General features: G+C 74.0%; 13 protein-coding genes. 8 read left to right on the plus strand and 5 right to left on the minus strand.

What is annotated here, in order from left to right:
* Window positions 1–2 precede the first annotated feature (2 nt).
* Complete coding sequence (locus tag F593_RS0110655; protein ID WP_169449184.1) at window positions 3–500, plus strand: DsbA family protein; 498 nt, start codon at window positions 3–5, stop codon at window positions 498–500.
* A gap of 64 nt (window positions 501–564) precedes the next feature.
* Here the strand turns inward: F593_RS0110655 and F593_RS0110660 are convergent, their stop codons facing one another.
* Window positions 565–1,662 carry a DUF2330 domain-containing protein gene (locus tag F593_RS0110660; protein ID WP_022928739.1) on the minus strand — a complete coding sequence of 366 codons (1,098 nt, stop codon included), beginning with the start codon at window positions 1,660–1,662 and terminating at the stop codon, window positions 565–567.
* A 136-nt stretch (window positions 1,663–1,798) separates the two neighbouring features.
* Here F593_RS0110660 and F593_RS0110665 point away from each other — a divergent pair, with 136 nt between their 5' ends.
* The 5 genes from F593_RS0110665 (at window position 1,799) to F593_RS0110685 (ending at window position 7,289) form a co-directional block, all read left to right on the plus strand.
* Window positions 1,799–4,090: a polyribonucleotide nucleotidyltransferase gene (locus F593_RS0110665; RefSeq protein WP_022928740.1), complete on the plus strand. Its 2,292-nt coding sequence runs from the start codon at window positions 1,799–1,801 to the stop codon at window positions 4,088–4,090.
* A 13-nt stretch (window positions 4,091–4,103) separates the two neighbouring features.
* On the plus strand, window positions 4,104–5,423 hold the full coding sequence (locus tag F593_RS24235) for a M16 family metallopeptidase (RefSeq protein ID WP_157251718.1): 1,320 nt from the start codon (window positions 4,104–4,106) through the stop codon (window positions 5,421–5,423).
* 163 nt (window positions 5,424–5,586) lie between these two features.
* Window positions 5,587–6,258: a 4-hydroxy-tetrahydrodipicolinate reductase gene (locus F593_RS0110675; protein WP_022928742.1), complete on the plus strand. Its 672-nt coding sequence runs from the start codon at window positions 5,587–5,589 to the stop codon at window positions 6,256–6,258.
* 3 nt (window positions 6,259–6,261) lie between these two features.
* On the plus strand, window positions 6,262–6,753 hold the full coding sequence (locus F593_RS0110680; RefSeq protein WP_022928743.1) for a GNAT family N-acetyltransferase: 492 nt from the start codon (window positions 6,262–6,264) through the stop codon (window positions 6,751–6,753).
* A complete protein-coding gene (locus F593_RS0110685) occupies window positions 6,750–7,289 on the plus strand; it encodes a GNAT family N-acetyltransferase (RefSeq protein ID WP_022928744.1) in 540 nt (179 codons plus the stop codon). Before F593_RS0110680 ends, F593_RS0110685 begins: the two co-directional genes overlap by 4 nt.
* Window positions 7,290–7,293: 4 nt before the next feature.
* Here F593_RS0110685 and recD2 read toward each other — a convergent pair whose 3' ends face one another.
* Together recD2 and F593_RS0110695 are read right to left on the minus strand one after the other, a co-directional pair.
* Window positions 7,294–9,519 carry an SF1B family DNA helicase RecD2 gene (gene recD2 / locus F593_RS24240; RefSeq protein WP_022928745.1) on the minus strand — a complete coding sequence of 742 codons (2,226 nt, stop codon included), beginning with the start codon at window positions 9,517–9,519 and terminating at the stop codon, window positions 7,294–7,296.
* A gap of 104 nt (window positions 9,520–9,623) precedes the next feature.
* A complete protein-coding gene (locus F593_RS0110695) occupies window positions 9,624–10,253 on the minus strand; it encodes a LysE family translocator (protein WP_022928746.1) in 630 nt (209 codons plus the stop codon).
* A 156-nt stretch (window positions 10,254–10,409) separates the two neighbouring features.
* Between F593_RS0110695 and dapA the strand changes: the two genes are divergently transcribed.
* Window positions 10,410–11,261 carry a 4-hydroxy-tetrahydrodipicolinate synthase gene (gene dapA / locus F593_RS0110700; RefSeq protein ID WP_022928747.1) on the plus strand — a complete coding sequence of 284 codons (852 nt, stop codon included), beginning with the start codon at window positions 10,410–10,412 and terminating at the stop codon, window positions 11,259–11,261.
* A gap of 146 nt (window positions 11,262–11,407) precedes the next feature.
* On the plus strand, window positions 11,408–13,093 hold the full coding sequence (locus tag F593_RS0110705) for a ribonuclease J (RefSeq protein WP_033206893.1): 1,686 nt from the start codon (window positions 11,408–11,410) through the stop codon (window positions 13,091–13,093).
* A gap of 94 nt (window positions 13,094–13,187) precedes the next feature.
* Here the strand turns inward: F593_RS0110705 and F593_RS0110710 are convergent, their stop codons facing one another.
* Both F593_RS0110710 and F593_RS28170 read right to left on the minus strand, forming a co-directional pair.
* A complete protein-coding gene (locus F593_RS0110710) occupies window positions 13,188–13,778 on the minus strand; it encodes a DUF892 family protein (protein WP_022928749.1) in 591 nt (196 codons plus the stop codon).
* A 92-nt stretch (window positions 13,779–13,870) separates the two neighbouring features.
* Window positions 13,871–15,634, minus strand: coding sequence for a sensor histidine kinase (locus tag F593_RS28170; protein ID WP_022928750.1), 1,764 nt, complete (start codon window positions 15,632–15,634; stop codon window positions 13,871–13,873).
* Window positions 15,635–15,642: the final 8 nt, after the last annotated feature.

Here is a 15,642-nt window from a genome sequence, read left to right on the forward strand (position 1 = left end):
CCGTGAGCGCGGATCCCGGGGCGCGCGGCCCGCACGTCGCCGGCCCGCCGGACGGGCCCCACGTCGTCCTGTGGGGCGACGTCACCTGCCCCCGCTGCCAGCAGGCGGTCCCGCGGCTGCGGTCCGCGCCCGTCTGCCTGGAGTGGCGGCACCTCGTCCTGCGGGCCCGTGGTCCGCGGCCGCGCGCGCTCGCCGGCGCGCTCGAGGCCGCAGCGGCCCAGGGGGCCTTCTGGCCCGTGCTCGATGCGCTCGTCGCCCAGCCCGGCCGCACGGAGGACCCCGACCTGTGGGCGCTCGCCGAACGCCTGGGTCTCGACGTGGCCCGCTTCGACACGGACCGTCGGGGAGACGCGGCGGCCGCCCGGATCGCGGCAGACCTGCGCGACGGCCTCGCCGCCGGTGCGAGCGGCACCCCGGCGATCCTCGTCCCCGGCCGGCCGCTGGACCACGGCGTGCCGGACGACGCCTGGGTCGCGGCACTCCTGGCCGAGCGGGGCTGAGCGGGCCCGCGACGAACGGACCGCCGCGGCAGGAGGGGGCGGCGCGCGTGGACGGACCGGCGGGTCAGGCCCTGCGGGCCGGGCGGCGCAGCCGGACCAGCCCGAGCACCGCCAGCACCGCGACGGCGACGCCCGGGAAGAGCAGCAGCCACGCGGCGCCGCCCGGCGCGCCGTCGAGCGGGGCGTCCGCAGCGGCCGACGGCAGGTCGCTCGGCAGGGGCGCCGTCGCGAAATTCTCCTCCGCCTCGTACGGGTAGTCCTCCGACGAGCGGAACAGCCGGTCCGAGACGCCCTGGGCGAACGTCACGTCGCGCGTGATCGACGCCGGATCCTCGCCGACCATGCCCAGCCGGGTGAGGTAGCCGCCGCCGACGAGCTCGCGGACGGGGGCGGGGAGCGGCGGACGCAGGGCCGCGACCCAGCCGGCGTGGTAGGTGTCGAAGCCCTTCGCGGTGACGCGGTGCTGCCCCGCGACGTAGAGGTCGACGGAGACGGGCCGCGTGGCCACGGACGAGAGCCGCAGCGGGTAGACGAGCCTGCGGGCCGGGAAGGAGACGGCCAGCGGGCGCAGCGCGCGCACGTCGGTGCTGCCGGCCCGCGCGAGCCGGACGGCGACGAACGCCCAGCGCCGGCGCACGTAGTCCCGCAGGATCGGGGCGGCGGCGCGCGGGGTGGCGTAGCCGTTGCGGGTCAGCCACGCCCGCAGCTCGCCGGCGTCGCCCGCGCGCAGCCGCGTGACGTCGTAGCCGCCGACGGTCTCGCGGGAGAGCACCCGTACCTCGCCGGCCGGGGCGCCGGGGGCTCGGTCGCCGTCGCCGTCCTCCTCGGCGTCGTCCGGCGAGGGCAGCGGCGCCGTGGCCCGCTCGAGGCGGCGGAAGACGTCGGCCTGGTCGGGCCGCACGACGTCCACCGTCGGGGTCGCCGGCACCGGCAGCACGACGGCCGGGCGGGCGTCGGAGGCCTTCGGGGCGAGGTCGAGCGAGAGGACCATCCGCTCACGACCGCCCTCGAGCGACAGCAGCGCGCGCTCGGCCGTGACCCGCGCGTCGAGGGCGACGCCGCAGGCGCAGGCGCCGGCCGGCCGGGCCGCGGACAGGCCCGAGGCGAGCGCCAGGACGAGCACCACGGGCGCAGGGATCAGGCGGGCGAGGGGGCGCGGCACGGCGGCCGATCCTAGCCGTCCGGCGGGCCGATCCGCCCTGCACGTCGACGGGTTCCGCTAGGCTGCGCGGAGTTCGGAAAGACGAGAATCACAGCAGGCGCGCCAGGTCCGATGGGCGCGCAGACGAGGAACACATATGAGTCACGACGACGTGACGACGGTGTCCGTGGAGATCTCCGGCCAGGAGATCACCTTCGAGACCGGCAAGCTTGCCAAGCAGGCTTCCGGCGCGGTGACCGTCCGACAGGGCGACACGATCGTGCTGTGCACGGCCGCCATGGGCCGACTGAAGGACTTCGACTTCCTCCCGCTGACGGTGGACGTCGAGGAGCGCTCCTACGCCGCGGGCAAGATCCCCGGCTCCTTCTTCAAGCGCGAGGGTCGCGCCGGTGAGAAGGCGACGCTGACCGCCCGCATGATCGACCGGCCGATCCGGCCGCTCCTGCCGAAGAACTGGCGGTACGAGACGCAGGTCGTCGCGCTGCCGATCTCGGTCGACCACGAGCACCCCTACGACATCCTGGCGATGAACGGGGCCTCCGCGGCCCTGACGATCTCGTCGATCCCGCTGCCCGAGCCGATCGGCGCCGTGCGCATCGGCAAGATCAACGGCACGATCGTGGTCAACCCGCCCGAGCCCTCGCTGCTCAACGACGGCGAGAGCGACCTCGACCTGATCGTGGCCGGCACCGCGGACGCGATCCTCATGGTCGAGGCCGGCGCGAACGTCATCCCCGAGGCCGAGATCCTCGACGCGCTCGACATCGCCCACGGCGAGATCAAGAAGCTCGTCGCCGCGCAGCTCGAGCTCCGCGAGAAGGTCGGCAAGCCGAAGGTCGAGCACGAGGCCCCCTCGCTCGACGAGAAGCTGCTCGCCAAGATCAAGAAGTCCCACGGGAAGAAGATCGAGAAGGCGACGCAGACCGTCGACAAGCTCGCCCGCGAGGACGACACGAACGCCGCCAAGCAGGCCGCCTTCGACGCGAACGTCTCCGAGGACGACGACGCGGAGCACAAGAAGGCCGTCAAGGCCGTCGTGGACGCGCTCGAGAAGGCCGCGATCCGCGACCGCATCGCCGTGCAGAAGGTCCGCCCGGACGGCCGCGAGGCCACCGAGATCCGCCAGATCTCGATCGAGACCGGCACCGCCCCGCGCACCCACGGCTCCGCGCTCTTCACGCGCGGCCAGACGCAGGCGCTGTCCGTCGTCTCGCTCGGCACGCTGAAGGAGGAGATGCGGCTCGACACCCTCGGCCTCGAGACGAACCGCTACTACTGGCACCACTACAACTTCCCGCCGTTCTCCGTCGGCGAGGCGGGTCGCCTGGGCGGCCCGAAGCGGCGCGATATCGGTCACGGCGCGCTCGCCGAGCGCGCCCTGATCCCGGTCGTGCCGAACATCGAGGACTTCCCCTACACGATTCGCGTCGTGTCCGACATCCTCGAGTCCAACGGCTCCAGCTCCATGGCGTCGGTCTGCGGCTCCTCCCTGTCGCTGATGGCGGCCGGCGTGCCGATCAAGGCCCCCGTCGCGGGCATCGCGATGGGCCTGATCAAGGAGGGCGACGACTACATCGTCCTCACCGACATCGCCGGCGTCGAGGACCACCTCGGCGACATGGACTTCAAGGTCGCCGGTACGGAGGAGGGCATCACCGCCCTCCAGATGGACATCAAGATCACGGGCGTCACGTTCGAGATCCTGCGCGACGCCCTGGCCCAGGCCAAGGACGCCCGCCTCGAGATCCTCGGCAAGATGAAGGCCGTCATCGACGGCCCGAACACCGAGCTCTCGCTCTACGCGCCGCGGATCCTGTCGACGAAGGTCGACACGGAGAAGATCGGCATGATCATCGGCAAGGGCGGCGAGACGATCCGCGGGCTCCAGGAGGAGTTCGAGGCCCAGATCGACATCTCCGACGACGGCACGATCAACGTCTACAGCTCGTCCGGGGCCAAGGGTGACGCGCTCATCGAGCGCATCAACTCCATGACCCGCGACGTGGCGCTGGGCGACGAGTTCGAGGGCAAGGTCGTCAAGACCACGACCTTCGGCGCGTTCGTCGAGCTCATCAAGGGCACGGACGGCCTGCTGCACATCTCCAACGTCGCGCCGGGCAAGCGCGTGGAGACGGTGGAGGAGGTCCTGAAGCAGGGCGACATCATCAAGGTGCGCGTCGCCGAGCTCGACCGCGAGCGCGGCCGCGTCGGCCTGCGCCTCTCGGACGACCCCGAGATCGCCGGCAAGACGGCGGAGGAGCTCAAGGAGCTCAAGAAGTCCGGCGGCGCCCCGCGCGGCAACGGCGATCGTCCGCCGCGCCGCGAGGGCGGCGGCGACCGCCCGCCGCGCCGTGAGCGCGAGGGCGGCGGCGAGGGCGGCGGCGACCGTCCGCCGCGCCGTCGCGAGCGCTCCGGCGGCCGGGACTAGTCCCATCGCCACCGTGCCCGGACACCCTGCGGCGACGGAGTCGCCGCAGGGGCACCTCATCACCAGGCTGCCGTCCGGCGTGACGGTGGTGTCTGAGCCGATGGCGTCGGCGTTGTCCGTCGCCCTCGGCGTGTGGGTCCGCACCGGGGCCCGCCACGAGCGGGACTCCGAGGCGGGCCGCGCGCACCTGCTGGAGCACATGCTGTTCCGCGGGACGAAGCACTTCGGGTCGCAGGAGATCGACGAGCGCTTCGACGCGCTCGGCGGCGACCTCAACGCGGCGACGAGCCGCGACGAGACCGCCGTGGTCGCCCGCGTGCTCGCGGACGAGCTCGACGGCGCGTTCCCGATGCTCGGCGAGATGGTCTCCGCCCCGCTGCTGCGGGACGAGGACCTCGCGCTCGAGCGCCGGATCGTGCTCGAGGAGATCTCGATGATCGACGACGACCCGGAGGAGCTCGTCTTCGAGCTGCTGCCGCAGGCCGTCTTCGGCACCCACCCGCTCGGCCGTCCCGTCATCGGGACGCCCGAGGTCGTGGGCGGCACGGATGGCGACACGATGCGGGCGTTCCACGCCGGCCGGTACCGCCCGGACCGCATCGTCGTGGCCGCCGCGGGCGCCGTGGACCACGAGCGCCTGGTCGCGCTGGCGGAGACCGCGGTCCCGCTCGGTGGCGGCGGGGTCCCCGAGGACACCACCGACCCGGGCGTGGCCCCGCCGACCGCGCCCCGCGTCGTCTTCCGCGCCCGCGCGACGGAGCAGGTCCAGGTCACGGTGGCCGGCCGCGGGCCGGGCATGGGCGACGACCGGCGCTTCGCGCTGCGCGTGCTCGACACGATCCTGGGCGGCACGCCGTCCTCGCGCCTGTTCCGCGCGGTCCGCGAGGACCGCGGCCTGGCCTACGCGGTGTCGACGTTCGACGACCAGCACCGCGGCGGCGGGATGGCCGGGGTCTACCTCGGCACCCGCGCGGACAACCTCGCCGAGGCGCTGCAGATCGTGGCGGTCGAGCTCGACCGCATCCGCCGCGACCTCGTCGACGACGACGAGCTGCACCGCGCGAAGCAGAACGCCCGCGCGCGGCTGCTCCTGGGCCTCGAGTCCACGCAGTCGCGGATGCACGTCCTGGGCCGCGCCGTGCTGCACGGCCTGGACCTGCGGACGCCGGAGCAGGTGGCGGCGTCGATCGACGCCGTCACCGCCGAGGACGTCCGCGACCTCGCCCGCGAGCTCTACGACCCGGCCGGTCTCTCCGCCGCCGGCGTCGGCCCGGACGAGGACGCGTTCCGCGCGGCCCTCGCACCGGTCGCCTCGCACCTGCCGACGGCCTAGAGAGAGAACCCGGGCCCCGGCCCGGGCTTCTCGGGCCGGAGGCGCGGCGGACGTCGTCGCGGCCCGGTCCACCCGAAACGGCGCCTCGGGCCCCGGCCCGGCCTTCTCGGGTCGGAGGCGCGGCGGACGTCGTCGCGGCCCGCGGGCCTGCGACCATGGGCGGATGAGCAGCGAGATCCGGGTGGCGGTGGCCGGAGCGGCCGGGCGCATGGGCGCCACGGTCTGCGCGGCCGTGGAGGCGGCGGACGGCCTCGTCCTCACGGGGCGCGCCGACCCGGCGCTGGACACCCCGCTCTCGGCGGTGCTGCCCGACGCCGACATCGTCGTCGACTTCACCCGCCCGGACCAGGTCGTGCAGAACGCGCTGGAGTGCCTCGAAGCCGGCGTGCACGTCGTCATCGGCACCTCGGGCTTCGACCTCTCCGCGCTCGAGGGCAAGACGGGCGCCAACGTGTTCTTCGGCCCGAACTTCGCGATCGGCGCCGTGCTCATGATGCGGTTCGCCACCGAGGCTGCCCGCCACATGGACCGGGCGGAGATCATCGAGCTGCACCACGACAAGAAGCTCGACGCGCCGTCGGGCACCGCCGCCCACACCGCGCGCCTGATGGAGGACGCGACGGGCACCGCCCCGCCGATCCACTCCGTGCGGCTGCCGGGGCTCGTCGCGCACCAGGAGGTCATCCTCGGGGGGACGGGCGAGACGCTCACGATCCGCCACGACTCCCTCGACCGCTCGTCCTTCATGCCGGGCGTCGTGCTCGCGGTGCGCCGCGTCGCGAGCCTGTCGTCGTCGCCGACCGTCGGGCTCGACAAGCTGCTGTTCGAGGACTGACCCGTGGAGCTCCGCGACGCCACGCCGGACGACGCCCAGGCCCTCGCCGGGCTGGTGCTCGCCGTGGCGCACCACGCCTACGCCGACCTGGAGCCCATGCGGGTCCACGCGCTCGAGCCCGAGGACGAGGCGGCGGAGTGGCGGGCGCGGCTGGAGGGCTCCGTGGCGCACGTCGTCCGGATCGGGTCCGTCGGCGGCCGCACCGTCGCCGCCTCGTGCTGGCGGCTCCCGGAGGCCGCACCGGACGGCCCCGCGGCGGCCGGCACCCTGACGCACCTCATGGTCCATCCGGCGGCGCAGAACGCGGGCGTCGGCAGCGTGCTGCTGGGCGACGCGGAGGACACGCTGCGCTCCCGGGGCGTCACGGCCGCACGGTTGTCCCTGCACCGGGACGCGTGGTGGGCCGAGCGCTTCCTCTCGTCCCGCGGCTGGCAGCGCGACGAGGAGCACCCGGCCGACGACGCGACGTCCGAGCGCTGGAGGCGGTCCCTGTGACCACCACGGACCGCACCGTGCCCGTCCGCGTGGCGGGCATCGCCGACCTCGGCAACATCGTGCGCCTGGTCGAGTCGGCCTACCGTGGCGAAGGAAGCCGCGCCGGCTGGACGACGGAGGCGGACCTCCTCGCGGGCCAGCGCACCGACCCGGACATGGTTCGCGCCCTGCTCGTCAGCGCCCACGACGCCATCCTGGTCGCCGGCGACGGCACGGAAGTGCTCGGGTGCTGCACCGTCAGCGTCCGAGAGGGCCGCGTCGGATTCGGGATGTTCGCCGTCCGCCCGGGTACGCAGGGCGGCGGCCTCGGCCGCTTGCTCCTCGGCGAGGCCGAGCGCTACGCTCGCGAGCGCTGGGCGGCGACGCAGCTCGAGATGACCGTCATCGCTCAGCGGGCGGAGCTCATCGCCTGGTACGAGCGTCGCGGCTACGTCCGCACGGGGGAGACCCGGGAGTTCCCCTACGGCGATGAACGCTTCGGCCGCCCGTTGCGCGATGACCTGTACCTCGTCGTCCTCGAGAAGCAGCTGGGCTGACCGCCTAGCGCGTCGCGTGCTCCAGGGCCTCGCGGATGCGGTCCGGGAGCGCCGTGTAGCGGGTGGCGCCGTCGACGCGGCCGAGGGCCTGGCGGACGGCGGCGCGGTCGCCGACCATGACGCAGGCCTTCTCGGCGCGGGTGACGGCGGTGTAGAGCAGGTTGCGGGTGAGCATGTGGCGGTGCTCCGTCACGACCGGGACGACGGCCACGGGGATGCTCGAGCCCTGCGCCTTGTGGACCGTGCAGGCGTAGGCCAGGTCCCAGGTGTCCAGCCGGATCAGGGGCAGCCGCACGGTGCGGCCGTCGTCCATCGCCAGCAGTGCGTCGTCGCCGTCGACGCGGACGAGCATGCCCAGCTCGCCGTTCATGACCTCGGCCTCGTGGTCGTTGCGGGTCTGCATGACGCGATCGCCCTCGCGCAGCGCCGAGCCCTTCGCGACGCGCCCACCGGGGTTGAGGATCTCGCGCATCCGGGCGTTGAGCGCCTCGACGCCGCACGCGCCGCGACGCTGCGGGGCCAGGACCTGCACGCCGCCGACCGCGGGCACGTCGTAGTGCGCGGGCAGCCGCCGGGTGGCCAGCGAGACGACCTCGTCCGCCGCGGTCAGCGCGTCGGAGCGATCGATGAAGAAGAAGTCGCGGACGTCGTCCGGGCCGGGCTGGGTGATCGGCGGCTCGCCGCGGTTCATCGCGTGGGCCGTGCGCACGATGAGCGAGCGCTCGGCCTGGCGGAAGATGCGCGACAGGCGTACCGCCGGCACCCGCTGCGACTCCAGGAGGTCCTGCAGCACGCGGCCGGGGCCCACGGGGGCGAGCTGGTCGACGTCGCCGACGAGCAGCACGTGGGTGCTCGGGCCGACGGCGCGCAGGAGCGCGACCGCCAGGTCGAGCGGCAGCATCGACGCCTCGTCGACGACGAGCATCCCGCCGTCGGGGATCGGATCGTCCTCGTCGTGCTGGAAGCCGTCGCCCGGGACGAACCCGAGCAGGCGGTGGATCGTCGTCGCCCGCGCGCCCGTCGCCTCGGCCAGCCGGCGCGCGGCCTTGCCCGTCGGCGCGCACAGCAGCACGGAGGAGCCGGCGTCCTTCAGCACCTGCACCAGCGCGCGCATCGTCTGCGTCTTGCCGGTGCCGGGGCCACCCGTGAGGATGGACAGGCGCCGACCGCAGGCCTGGCGCACCGCCTCCCACTGCTCCGCGCTGGGAAGAGGATTCCCGCCCGCTCCGCCCGTGCCGCCCGTGCCGTCCTCCGTGGGCGGCTCGGCCGGCACGTCGATGCCGAGGACGGGGTCGTCCGTCGACATCCGCGCCACGATCGTCGCCAGCAACGCCTCGTCCTCGTCGAGCTCGAGGCTCGCCACGCGGCCCTCGCGGTCGACGACGGCGTGGTCGTCGATGAGCTCCTTCAGCGCGAGCGCGACCCCCGGGGCCAGCGCGTCGACCGTGGACCACGGGGCGTCACGGCCCGCGAGCAGGCGGGTCGTGCGACGCACGAGCTCGTCGTGGGGGAGGTGGCAGTGGCCGTCGTCCTCCGAGAGGGCGAGGGCGTGGACCACCGCGGCGCGCTTGCGGTCGTCCGAGGCCGGGTCCTCGCCGAGCGCGAGGGCGATCGCGTCGGCGGTGGGGAACCCGATGCCGCTGCGCGACGTCAGGCGGTAGGGGTCGGCGCGGAGCAGGTCCACGTCCGGGTCGTCGCCCAGCGCCCGGATGACGCGGCCGATCGTGGCGGCGTCGAGCCCGTGGCGCTCGAGCAGCAGCCGGACGGCGCGTGGGCCCGCCTCGGCACGCCAGGCCTCGACCGCGTCCGCCAGCTTCTCGCCCGTCAGGCCCTTCACGCGGCGCAGCACGTCGCGCGGGTTGTCGTCCAGCCGCTCCAGCAGCTCGGCCCCGAAGCGCTCGATCAGGGCGTCGGCCGCACGCGGGCCGACGCCCGGCACGCGCTGAAGCACCCGCGAGACCGCCTCGTCGTCCGTCGGCGCGACGCTCTGCAGGCGCTGGACGCGGAACCGCTCCCCGTGCTTGGGGTGCTGCTGGCGCTGGCCCGTGGCGAGCACGCGGTCGCCCGCGTCGAGGTGGCCGACCGGCCCGACGACGACGTGGTGGCCGCCGGGGGCACCGTCCGCGTCCGTCGCCATGGCGTCGATGACGGCGAAGGCCCCGTCGTCGCTGCGGTAGCGGACGCCGGCGACCTCGAGCTCCAGCGTCTCCTCCTCGCGATGATCGGGCACCCACCGAAGGTACCGGCCGTCCCGGGCGATACGCCCCCGGCGACGCTTTCGGCACACGCCGGCGGGGCCGGCGCACCATCGTCAGGGGCGGCGCGCGCCCCGCGTCACCAGACCGCGGCCACCTGCTCGCCGGCGAGCACGAGCCCGATGCCCATCATCATCAGGCCGGACGCCCGGGTGACGACCGTCGCGGCGGTGGGGCGGGCGCGGAGGACCGCGCGTGCGCCGGTGCCCACCACGGAGCACACGGCCACGCAGGTGGCGTTGTGCAGCGTGCCCAGCGCGAGGATCTGGACACCGACGGGCCATGAGGCGTCCGTGTCGACGAACTGGGGCAGCAGGGCGAGGAAGGTGAGCAGGACCTTCGGGTTGAGCGCGCTGACCCCGAACCCCCGGGCGGCCTCGCCGACCGGCGAGCTCGCCACGGGCCCGTCGTCGGCGGCGGCGAGGACGGGCGCTGGGCCCGTGAGCGCCCGGACCCCGAGCCACAGCAGGTACGCCGCACCGACGACGCTCAGCACCGCCAGTGCCGAGGACGACCCCGCCACGATCGCCGCCACGCCCGCAGCCGCGACGACGGTGTGGAGCAGGTAGCCGGCGGACACGCCCGCCATGGCCGGAGCGATCGACCGGTGCTTCAGCCCGGCGGCGATGGCGTACGCCCAGTCCGCCCCGGGAAGCATCGCCAGCAGGAACGAGACCACCCAGAAGGTGCCGACCGCCTCGAGGCTCAAGCCCGGGCTCGCGGGCTCGCCCGAACCGTCTGCATGCAGCAAAGGTACGCCGTGCCGTCCCGCGGCCGCCGGACGGCGTCGCCTCGCCGCGCCGGCACCACTCGCGCCCGGCCACCCGGCGGACATGCGACGGCCCGCTCTGGGAGGATCTGTCGGGTGTCCGCCCTCGGGACGATCATCACCGCCATCGTCACGCCGTTCGACGATCAGTACCGCGTGGACGAGGACGCCTTCGTCCGCGAGCTGCATCACTGCGCCGCGCACGGCTCGGACGGCTTCGTCGTCGCCGGCTCCACCGGCGAGGGATCGACCCTCTCCGAGGACGAGCACCTGGCCCTGGCCGAGCTCGCCATCCGCGAGAAGCCGGCGGGCACGTCGATCATCGTCAACGCCGGCGCCAACGACACCCGGACGTCGCTGCACCTGACGGAGCGGGCGACGGAGCTGGGTGCCGACGGCACCCTGAACGTCGTCGGGTACTACAACCGCCCGAACCGCCGCGGGATCGTGCAGCACTACCGGGCGGTCGCCGCGGCGACCGACAAGCCGATCGTGCTCTACAACATCCCGTCGCGCACGACGATCGACATGGACAACGACCTGCTGGCCGAGCTGGCGCAGATCGAGCACATCGACGCCGTCAAGCAGGCCAACAACGCGAACCTCGCGCTCGTGGACGGCCTGGACGTCTACGCCGGCAACGACGACATCCTGGCCCGCACGCTCGACATGGGCGGCGCCGGCGGCATCTGCGTCGCCTCGCACCTCGTCGGGAACGAGCTGCGCGAGATGGTCGACGGCAGCCCGGAGCGTCGCGCCGAGATCGACGAGCGCCTTCAGCCGCTCTACCGCGTGCTCGGCGTCACGACGAACCCGATCCCGATCAAGGCGGCCCTCGAGCTCGTCGGCCGCCCGGCCGGCGGCCTGCGGCTGCCCATGGTCGAGGCGGACGACGACGAGCGCGCGCAGGTGCGCGGCGTGCTCGCCGACCTGGGTCTCCTGCCCTAGATGTCCTCCCGGACCGTCACGGGCCTGACGGTCCGGACCCGCAGCACCGTCCAATTACCGGAGCCTCCTCCCCGCTCAGCGCGGAGACGGCCACAGACGCTCGCGGCAACCGGCCGCGACGCACGGACGGACCAAAAGGACCCCATATGACCGGAAACACCCCGGCGCCCGGCACCCTTCGCGTGCTGCCCCTCGGCGGCCTCGGCGAAATCGGCAAGAACATGACCGTCGTCGAGTACAACGGCAAGATCGTCGTGATCGACGTCGGCGTGCGCTTCCCGACGGCCGAGCAGGTCGGCATCGACCTCGTCCTCCCGGACTTCTCCTACCTCAAGGACCGGGCGCAGGACATCGAGGCCATCGTCATCACGCACGGCCACGAGGACCACATCGGCGCCCTGCCGTTCGTGCTCAAGCAGCTCGGCGGCGCCCGCCACGCGCCGAAGATCCTCGGCCTCCCGCTCACCATGGCGATGGCCAAGAGCAAGCTCGAGGAGCACCGCCTGCGCGAGGTGCCGCTCACGGACGTCAAGCCGGGCCAGAAGGTCAAGGTCGGCACGTTCGAGCTGGAGTTCATCCACACGACGCACTCCATCCCGGACACCGCGGCCGTCGCCGTGAAGTCCGAGCTCGGCACCCTGCTGTTCACGGCGGACTACAAGTTCGACCAGACCCCGGTCGACGGCCCGCCGGCCGACTTCCTGCGCTTCTCCCGCTTCGGCAGCGAGAACCTCCTGATGCTGCTGGGAGACTCGACGAACGTCGACCGTCCCGGCTGGTCGCCGTCGGAGTCGCTCGTCGGCCCGGCCCTGGAGGCCGCCTTCGCGCCGCTGCGCGGCCGCATCATCGTCACGTCCTTCGCGTCGAACCTGCACCGCGTGCAGCAGGTCATCGACGCCGCGGTGAAGCTCAACCGCAAGGTCTGCCTGCTCGGGCGGTCGATGAAGAAGAACACGAACATCGCCCGCACCCTCGGCATCCTCCAGATCCCGGAGGGCGTCCTCGTGCAGCCGCGGGAGCTCGAGAGCCTGCCCGACCACCGCGTGCTCGTGATGTCGACGGGCTCCCAGGGCGAGCCGCTCGCCGCGTTGCGCCGCATGGCGTTCCGCGACCACCCGCAGATCCGCATCCACGAGGGCGACACCGTCGTCTTCTCCGCGACGCCGATCCCGGGCAACGAGCGCGCTGTGAACGAGACGATCGACAAGCTCTACCAGGCCGGCGCGAACGTCATCACGCACAAGGACGCGCCGATCCACGCGTCCGGCCACGGCTACCAGGAGGAGATGAAGATGATGCTCAACCTGACGAAGCCGAAGTACGTCATGCCGATGCACGGCGACTACCAGCGCCTGCGCCTGCACAAGAAGATCGCGGTCTCCGTCGGCGTGAAGGCCGACAACGTCTTCTGCGCGGAGAACGGCCTGCCGGTCGAGATCGACAAGCGCGGCGCCCGCTTCGGCAAGCCCGTGCAGTCCGGCGTCATGTACGTCGACGGGACCGACATCGGCGCCACCGCCGACGCCGCCCTGCGCGACCGTCGCTCCCTGTCGGCGGACGGCCTGTTCGTGGTCGTCGCGACGATCGGCGACGACGACGGCAAGTCCGTCGCCGAGCCCGAGCTGATCTTCCGCGGCGTGCCGTTCAAGCACGACGAGAAGTTCCTCACGGCCGTGCGCGAGCAGGTCGACGCCTCCGTCGACCGCGCCGCGGCCGACAAGATCCACGACCTGGACGAGATCCAGCGGATCCTGCACGACGACATCGCGCAGCTCGTCTGGGAGCGCATGAAGCGCCGCCCGGTCGTGATGCCGGTCGTCGTCGCCGTCTAGCCACCCGCACGCGGGCGGGCGCCCCGCGGCGCCCGTCGTGCGGTGTTGCAGGGCACCAGAGCCGCCTGGACGGCGGAGGACCCGCCGCCCCGCGCTACGCGGAGACGGCCGGCGCGGGCGCGCCCACCGCCGGCCCGGACCGGAGGTCGTCGCGCCGCTCGGCGTCGGCCCGCGCGTCCGTGACGGCCTGGGCCAGGTCGTCCAGGCCGTCGAGCAGGCGCTGCAGCATGGCCTCCTCGTCCCGGCGGATGGTGGCCGCGAGCGTCGCGGTCGTCGTGTCGCCGGCGTCACGCGCGACCCGCTCCAGCGTCGCGTAGGTGGCGATCTCGTAGGCCTCGGCGGCGCAGGCGTCACGCGCGTCGCGCAGCACCCGCTCCTCGCTTCCGGCCCCACGGACGAGGTCGATCGGCGTGCGCGAGAACGCGAGCAGCTGACCGGCCACGCCCTGCACGAGCCCGAGCCCGGCGCGGACGACGCCGGCGTCCTCGCCGCCCTCCAGGCGGGCCAGCCGCTCGCGGACCCGGGTGGCGTGGGAGCGCGTCTCCTCCAGGTGCGCCTCGAGCGCCGTGCGGTGCGGTCCGCGCGGGGTGGCGGCGATCTGGGACTGCAGGGTGCGGACGAGCTCGAGCTCGAGTTCGTGGGCCTCGCGGAGGTACTGGGCGACGGGGGCGTCGGAGCGGCTCATGGCATGCCTCGGAACGGGGGAGACGGGGGCGGCGCCGGCATCCCCGGCGACCTCGCCCCTTCCCTACCCGGCGGTAGGGCGCGGAAACCGCGTCAGTCGTCGGAGGGCCCGGCGCCGCCGAGCCGCTCCGCGGCGCTCGTCCCGCCCGACGGACCGCGGCCCGTGCCCCGTAGGCGCCGCCGGATCCCCAGTGGCGACCGGCGCGGGCCGCCGGATCCGGCGGGGACACCCGCGTCCGGGCTGCCGCCGTCGGGAGCATCCGGGTCCGCGCCCGCGGCCGCGCCGTCCGGCCCGTCGGCGTCGTCGCTCTGCGCCTCGGAGGCGGGGACGTGGGCGGCCACCCGCACGACGAAGCGGGCGCCCGTGTCGGACTCGGGGTGGGTCGCCTCGACGCGCACGTCGCCGCCGTGGCGCTGCGCCGCGGCGCGCACGATCGCGAGGCCGATGCCGGTGGAGCCCGCCGACTCGCCGCCGCGGCGGACGAACCGGTCGAAGATGCGCGGCCGCAGGTCGGGCGGCACGCCGGGACCGTCGTCCTCCACCACGAGCTCGGCGACGGCCCCGTGGCGGCGGAGCAGCACGCGGATCTCCGTGCCCTCCGGTGTGTGGCGCAGAGCGTTGCCGACGAGGTTGGCGACCATCCGGACGAGCTCGTCGCGGATGCCGTCGAGGGTCACCGACTCGAGGTCGAGGTCGATCTCGTGGCCCCCGAGCTGCGGCTCGAGCTCGTCCACGGCCTCGAGGATCGCCCGGTCCAGGTCGACGGGCTCGCGGGCGCCCTCGCGGCTCGCGTCCATCCGGGCCAGGAGCAGCAGGTCGGCCACGAGCCGGCGCATGCGGCGCGAGGAGCGCAGGGCGGACTCGGCCGCCTCGCGGTCGTCGCCCTCCGTCGACAGCGCCAGCAGCTCGAGGTTCGCCTGCACCGCGGTCAGCGGCGTGCGCAACTCGTGCGAGGCGTCGGCGATGAACTCGCGCTGGCGCTGGAGCGTGCCGTCGACCGTCGCCTGCGCCGCGGACAGCTCGTCGAGCATGTCCTGCAGCGTGCCGGCGAGCTCGGCGATCTCGTCGTTGACCGGCGAGGTCGGCATCTTCGCGTCGAGGTTGCGGGTGCGGGCGATCTGCCGGGCGGTGCTCGTCATCCGGCGCACGGGCCGCATCGCGCGGGTGGCCAGCGCCAGGCCGGCGACGAGGGCCAGCCAGGTGCCGCCGAAGACGCCGAGGGCCAGGGCGATCCACACCCGGCGGGTCGTGCGCTCGACGGCGTCGAAGGACCGGCCGATGCGCACGGCGACGGGCACCGTGTAGCGGAAGTTCGGGTCCGAGGCCCGGAAGACCTGGTTCTCGAACGGGTTGCCTGTCGAGGGCGACGGGGGGAGCTGGACGCCGAGTTCCGTCACCGTCTTCCCGGACTCCGCGTCCCGCAGGGGGACCTCGAATTCCTGCATCGCGACCCGGATGTCGCCGAAGCGGGTGCGGCCCGACCGCGGCCGCCCGATGTCCACGCGCGGGTTCGAGCTGTCCAGCAGGGTGTACTCGTTGCCGTTCAGCGCCCACACCGCGATCACGGTCCCGCGTTCGCTCGCGAGGGAGCGGATTGGCGTGTAGAGGACGGGCTCCTTCGTCGCCTCGTCGAGCCGGATGTCGAGCTGGTCGCGGAGCGTGCCGAAGCGCGCAGCGGTCTGCGTCTCGAAGTCGCCCTCGATCCGCTCCGTCGTGACGCTGCCGACCGCCACGGCGAAGAGCAGCAGGATGACGCCGGTCAGCGTGGCCGAGACGACGGCGAGCCGCCACCGGATCGGCAGCCGGTCGAGCCCGCGCAGCGGCCACGCGCGCGCGCTCTGGTAGCCGTCCGGCACGGGGGTGG

It is taken from the genome of Patulibacter americanus DSM 16676, assembly GCF_000420025.1.
Lineage (GTDB): Bacteria > Actinomycetota > Thermoleophilia > Solirubrobacterales > Solirubrobacteraceae > Patulibacter > Patulibacter americanus.

Excerpts from the sequence above, each read along its gene's own strand:
- F593_RS0110665 (WP_022928740.1), top strand. The coding sequence starts at position 1,799 with ATGAGTCACGACGACGTGACGACGGTGTCCGTGGAGATCTCCGGCCAG.
- F593_RS0110675 (WP_022928742.1), top strand. The coding sequence starts at position 5,587 with ATGAGCAGCGAGATCCGGGTGGCGGTGGCCGGAGCGGCCGGGCGCATG.
- F593_RS0110705 (WP_033206893.1), top strand. The coding sequence starts at position 11,408 with ATGACCGGAAACACCCCGGCGCCCGGCACCCTTCGCGTGCTGCCCCTC.
- F593_RS0110710 (WP_022928749.1), bottom strand. The coding sequence starts at position 13,778 with ATGAGCCGCTCCGACGCCCCCGTCGCCCAGTACCTCCGCGAGGCCCAC.